This window comes from Halomonas sp. BM-2019, from assembly GCF_017584085.1.
Genome location: NZ_CP071922.1, coordinates 2368996 through 2373322, shown reverse-complemented (window position 1 = coordinate 2373322; position 4327 = coordinate 2368996). Strand labels below are relative to the sequence as shown.

The 4327-nt window shown below is 68.4% G+C and carries 5 protein-coding genes; all 5 read left to right on the top strand.

Features of this window, described 5'->3' with window-relative positions:
• The first annotated feature begins 37 nt into the window (after positions 1 to 37).
• Positions 38 to 868, top strand: a complete 831-nt coding sequence (locus tag J5F18_RS11820; RefSeq protein ID WP_346298823.1) for an ATP-dependent zinc protease — start codon at positions 38 to 40, stop codon at positions 866 to 868.
• 47 nt (positions 869 to 915) lie between these two features.
• A complete protein-coding gene (locus tag J5F18_RS11815) occupies positions 916 to 2421 on the top strand; it encodes a UUP1 family membrane protein (RefSeq protein WP_346298822.1) in 1506 nt (501 codons plus the stop codon).
• Positions 2418 to 3431, top strand: a complete 1014-nt coding sequence (locus tag J5F18_RS11810) for an alpha-L-glutamate ligase-like protein (protein ID WP_346298821.1) — start codon at positions 2418 to 2420, stop codon at positions 3429 to 3431. The genes J5F18_RS11815 and J5F18_RS11810 overlap by 4 nt, the downstream gene beginning before the upstream one ends.
• A gap of 68 nt (positions 3432 to 3499) precedes the next feature.
• Positions 3500 to 3943, top strand: a complete 444-nt coding sequence (locus tag J5F18_RS11805; protein ID WP_346298820.1) for a transcriptional repressor — start codon at positions 3500 to 3502, stop codon at positions 3941 to 3943.
• A 43-nt stretch (positions 3944 to 3986) separates the two neighbouring features.
• Positions 3987 to 4327 (top strand): phosphoribosyl-AMP cyclohydrolase (gene hisI / locus J5F18_RS11800; RefSeq protein ID WP_346298819.1); only part of this gene is annotated, 341 nt, incomplete at its 3' end.

Here is a 4327-nt window from a genome sequence, read left to right as displayed (position 1 = left end):
CATCACGCAACTGATTCCAGGAAACGTCCTCCGTCCCATGTTCCCACGCCTGCTCTCCATCGGAGTCCTCTCCCTCGGCCTGCTGCTGGCCGGCTGTGCCCTGCCCATCGAGCAAGCCGAACCGGAGCCCGTGCTGGGGCCCGACGAATTCGCGCTGCGCATCGACCGGCTCGAGGCCGACCTGGCCGGCCGCTGCGACCTCCAGCAGCGCCGTCAGGCGGACCAGGAGCAGCGCCAGTCGGAGCTGATCGCCGACGTTCGCGAGGTGGGCACCCTGGTCCGCCATCTGCGGGCGGATATCGAGCGGCTGGAGCGCACCGACAGCGAGCCCCTGGTGCAGTGCGCCGCCGATGAGCTGGGCCTGGCCAACAAGGCCGTGGTGGGCCGCAGTGAATGGATCGGCCTGCCGGACGTGGGCACCTACCTCAAGGCGCGGGTCGATTCCGGCGCCCACACCTCCTCGCTCTCGGCCAGCGAGATCACCCGCTTCGAGCGCGATGGCGACAACTGGGTGCGCTTCAAGCTGGGCGTCACCGATGACGACGTGGTGGTCGACGACGTGCGTGACGAGTGGATCGAGGCGCCGGTGGAGCGCCGGGTGCGCATCGTCCAGGCCGCCGGCGAGGAGTCTCGCCCGGTGGTCAGCCTGATGATGACCCTGGGGCCGATTCGCGAATCCGTGGAGTTCACCCTCAACGATCGCACCCACCTCAACTACCCGGTGCTCTTGGGTCGGCGCTTCCTGATGGATATCGCGGTGATCGATGTGGCCGAGACCTACCTCCACGAGCGCCCCGAGTTCCCCGGCGGGCGTCCGGCCGATGAGGCGGTCGATGATGAGGATGATCGGGACGACGAGGAGCGCTGAGGCTCTCTCCACCGACGCCCTCTCCCCTGCTTTACCAAGGATGCTTCATGTCACGACTGCCCTTCTATCTGCTTGTCGGCCTGCTACTGGTGATGGGCATCGCCCTGAGCGTCCACCGTCACGTGACCCTCGAGGTGCCCTGGACCCCCGGCGAGCAGCGCGAGGTGTGGGAGGTCGAGGCGCTGGTCAACTTCAATGCCCAGGGCGGCCCGGTGCTGGTGAACATGTCGCTGCCGCCCGAGCAGCAAGGCTTTCGCCTGCTCACCGAGCATACCGCCTCGCCGGGCTACGGCCTGGCCTTCCTGGAGGAGCACGGCGGCCGCCGCGCCCAGTGGTCGATCCGCGAGGCCTCGGGCAGCCAGCAGCTCTACTACACCACCCAGCTGCTGGTGACCCCTGGCGCCCGGCCGCCCCAGGTGGCGCCGCCCGCCCTGCGCCGCGATATCGTCTGGGAGCGCCCCTACGATACCGCGGCCGTCCAGGTGATCGAGCGCGCCTGGGGGCGCAGCGCCGACGCCTTTACCTTCGCCCGGGAGCTGATCCGCGACTTCGGGGATGATCGCCTGGGCGAGAACTCCCGTCTGCTGCTGACCCAGTTCGACCGCGGGCCCCTGCTGGTGCGGCTGCTCAACCAGGCCGGGGTACCGGCGCGTGAGGTGAGCGGCCTGCTGCTAGAGGACGGTCGCCGCCGCCAGGCACTCAGTCAGTGGGTGCAGGTCTTCGACGGCGAGCGCTGGGCGCTCTTCAACCCGGTCAGCGGCGAGCAGGGAATGCCCGAGAACCTGCTGCTCTGGGAGTCCTCCGGCCAGGCGGTCCTCGAGGTCCAGGGCGGCACCAACTCCCGGGCGACCTTCTCGATGCTCAATCGCACCCAGCCGGCCTCGGCCGCGGTGCGCAGCCAGCTCGACGAGGACACCCTGCTCAACTTCTCCATCCACAGCCTGCCGCTGGAGGAGCAGGCGCTGTTCCAGACCATCCTGCTGATCCCCATCGGGGCCCTGGTGGTGGTGCTGCTGCGCATCCTGGTGGGCATCAAGACCTCCGGCACCTTCATGCCGGTGCTGATCGCCCTGGCCTTCATCCAGACCACCCTGATCACCGGGCTGATCGGCTTCCTGCTGATCGTGGCGGTGGGCCTGGTGATCCGCAACTACCTCTCCTACCTCAACCTGCTGCTGGTGGCGAGGGTGTCGGCGGTGATCATCACGGTGATCGCCATCATCTCGCTGTTCTCGGTGCTCTCCTACCGATTCGGCCTGAATGCCGGCCTTACCATCACCTTCTTCCCGATGATCATCCTCTCCTGGACCATCGAGCGCATGTCGATCCTCTGGGAAGAGGAAGGGCCCAAGGAGGTGCTGATCCAGGGCGGTGGCAGCCTGCTGACCGCGGTGCTGGCCTACCTGGCCATGAACAACCCCTGGGTGCGCCATATCACCTTCAACTTCCTGGGCGTGCAGCTGATCCTGATGGCGCTGATCCTGATGGCCGGCAACTACACCGGCTATCGCCTGCTGGAGCTGCGCCGCTTCAAGCCGGTCACCGAGGATTGAGCGCCATGTGGAACTGGACCTCCCCCGGACGACTGCGCACCCGCGGCATCATCGGCATGAATCGCCGCAATATCCGCTATATCGGTCGCTACAACGATCGGCGCCTCTATCCCCTGGTGGACGACAAGCTCAAGACCAAGCTGCTCGCCCAGGAGTACGGCATCACCACCCCCGCGCTGATCGGCACCGTGAGGACCCAGTTCGGGGTCAAGCACCTCAGCGAGATGCTCGACGGCCACAACGGCTTCGTGATCAAGCCGGCCAAGGGCAGCGGCGGCAAGGGCATCCTGGTGATCGACCACGTGGAGGGCGGCGCCTTCGTCAAGCCCAGCGGCGCGCGCCTTGGCCTGGCGGATATCGAGCGGCACGCCTCCAACATCCTCTCCGGGCTCTACTCCCTGGGCGGCTCTCCCGACGTGGCCGTGGTGGAGGCGCTGATCAACTTCGACGAGCGGCTCCTGGAGTACACCTACGAGGGAGTGCCCGACATCCGGGTCATCGTCTTCCTGGGCTACCCGGTGATGGCCATGATGCGCCTCTCCACCGCCGCCTCGGACGGCAAGGCCAACCTGCATCAGGGCGCCGTGGGCGTCGGCCTGGACATTGCCAGCGGCAGCGCCATCCGCGGCGTGCAGTTCGACCGCACCCGCCACGACCATCCGGACACCGGTCACGAGCTGGCCAGCCTGCATATCCCCGACTGGAGCACCCTGCTGCTGCTGGCGGCCGGGTGCTACGAGATGACCGGCATGCTGGGCTATCTCGGCACCGACATGGTGCTGGACCGCGACCATGGCCCCATGCTGCTCGAGCTCAACGCCCGCCCGGGCCTGGCCATCCAGATGGCCAACGGCGAAGGGCTGCGCGAACGCCTCGACCTGATCGAGCGTCAGCCGGCGGGGGTGTCCCCCGAGGAGCGGGTGGCCTTCGCCCAGCGGCACTTCGCGCGGCGCAGCGAGCTCGAGGCCAGCGCCCAGGCGACGCAGGAGGCGGTGACCGCGGCTGTCTGACCCCTGCTGGCCCGCTCAGGGTCCGGCGCGTAGAATAGGTTGCTCCATTTCGCCATCCGACGGTCGCCATGACAGACTCACGTGCCCTGCTGCATCAGGCAGAGCGTCAGTGCCAGCAGCGCGGCGTGCGCTTCACGCCGATCCGGCGTCGCGTGCTGGAGATGATCGCCGAGGCCCCAGGCGGGCTGAAGGCCTATGACCTGCTCGACCGCCTGGCCGAGGAACACGCGTCGGCCCGTCCGCCCACCGTCTACCGGGCGCTGGAGTTCCTGATCGACCAGGGGCTGGTGCATCGCATCGAGTCGCTCAATGCCTACGTGGCCTGCCCCTGCCCGGAGCATGCCCATGGCTTCCAGCTGCTGATCTGCCGGCTGTGCGGGCGGGTCGAGGAGCTGCACCTGGACGACGTCAATGCCCAGCTCTCCCGGCGAGCTCGCGACCTGGGCTTCCGCGTGGAGCGCCAGACCATCGAGCTGCTCGGCCACTGCGAGGCGTGCCACGCCGACGCCTGAGCCGGCCGCCCTGCCCCCTTCAATTACTGCCGCCGGAATGACCATGAGCGATCCCTTCAAGGCCCTGGAGCGGGCCCCCTGCGACAGCCGCCACCCCCTGGCCGAGGTGCTCGACGCCGTGCGCTTCAACGCCGACGGCCTGATCCCCGCCATCGCCCAGCAGCACGATAGCGGCGAGGTACTGATGATGGCCTGGATGAACCGCGAGGCGCTGGAGGAGACCCTGCGCACCGGCCGGGTCTGCTACTGGTCCCGCTCCCGGGGCACGCTGTGGCGCAAGGGTGAGAGCTCCGGACAGCAGCAGCACCTCAAGGGCGCCGCCCTGGACTGCGACGGCGACACCCTGCTGCTGCAGGTGGCGCAGACCGGGCCGGCCTGCCACAC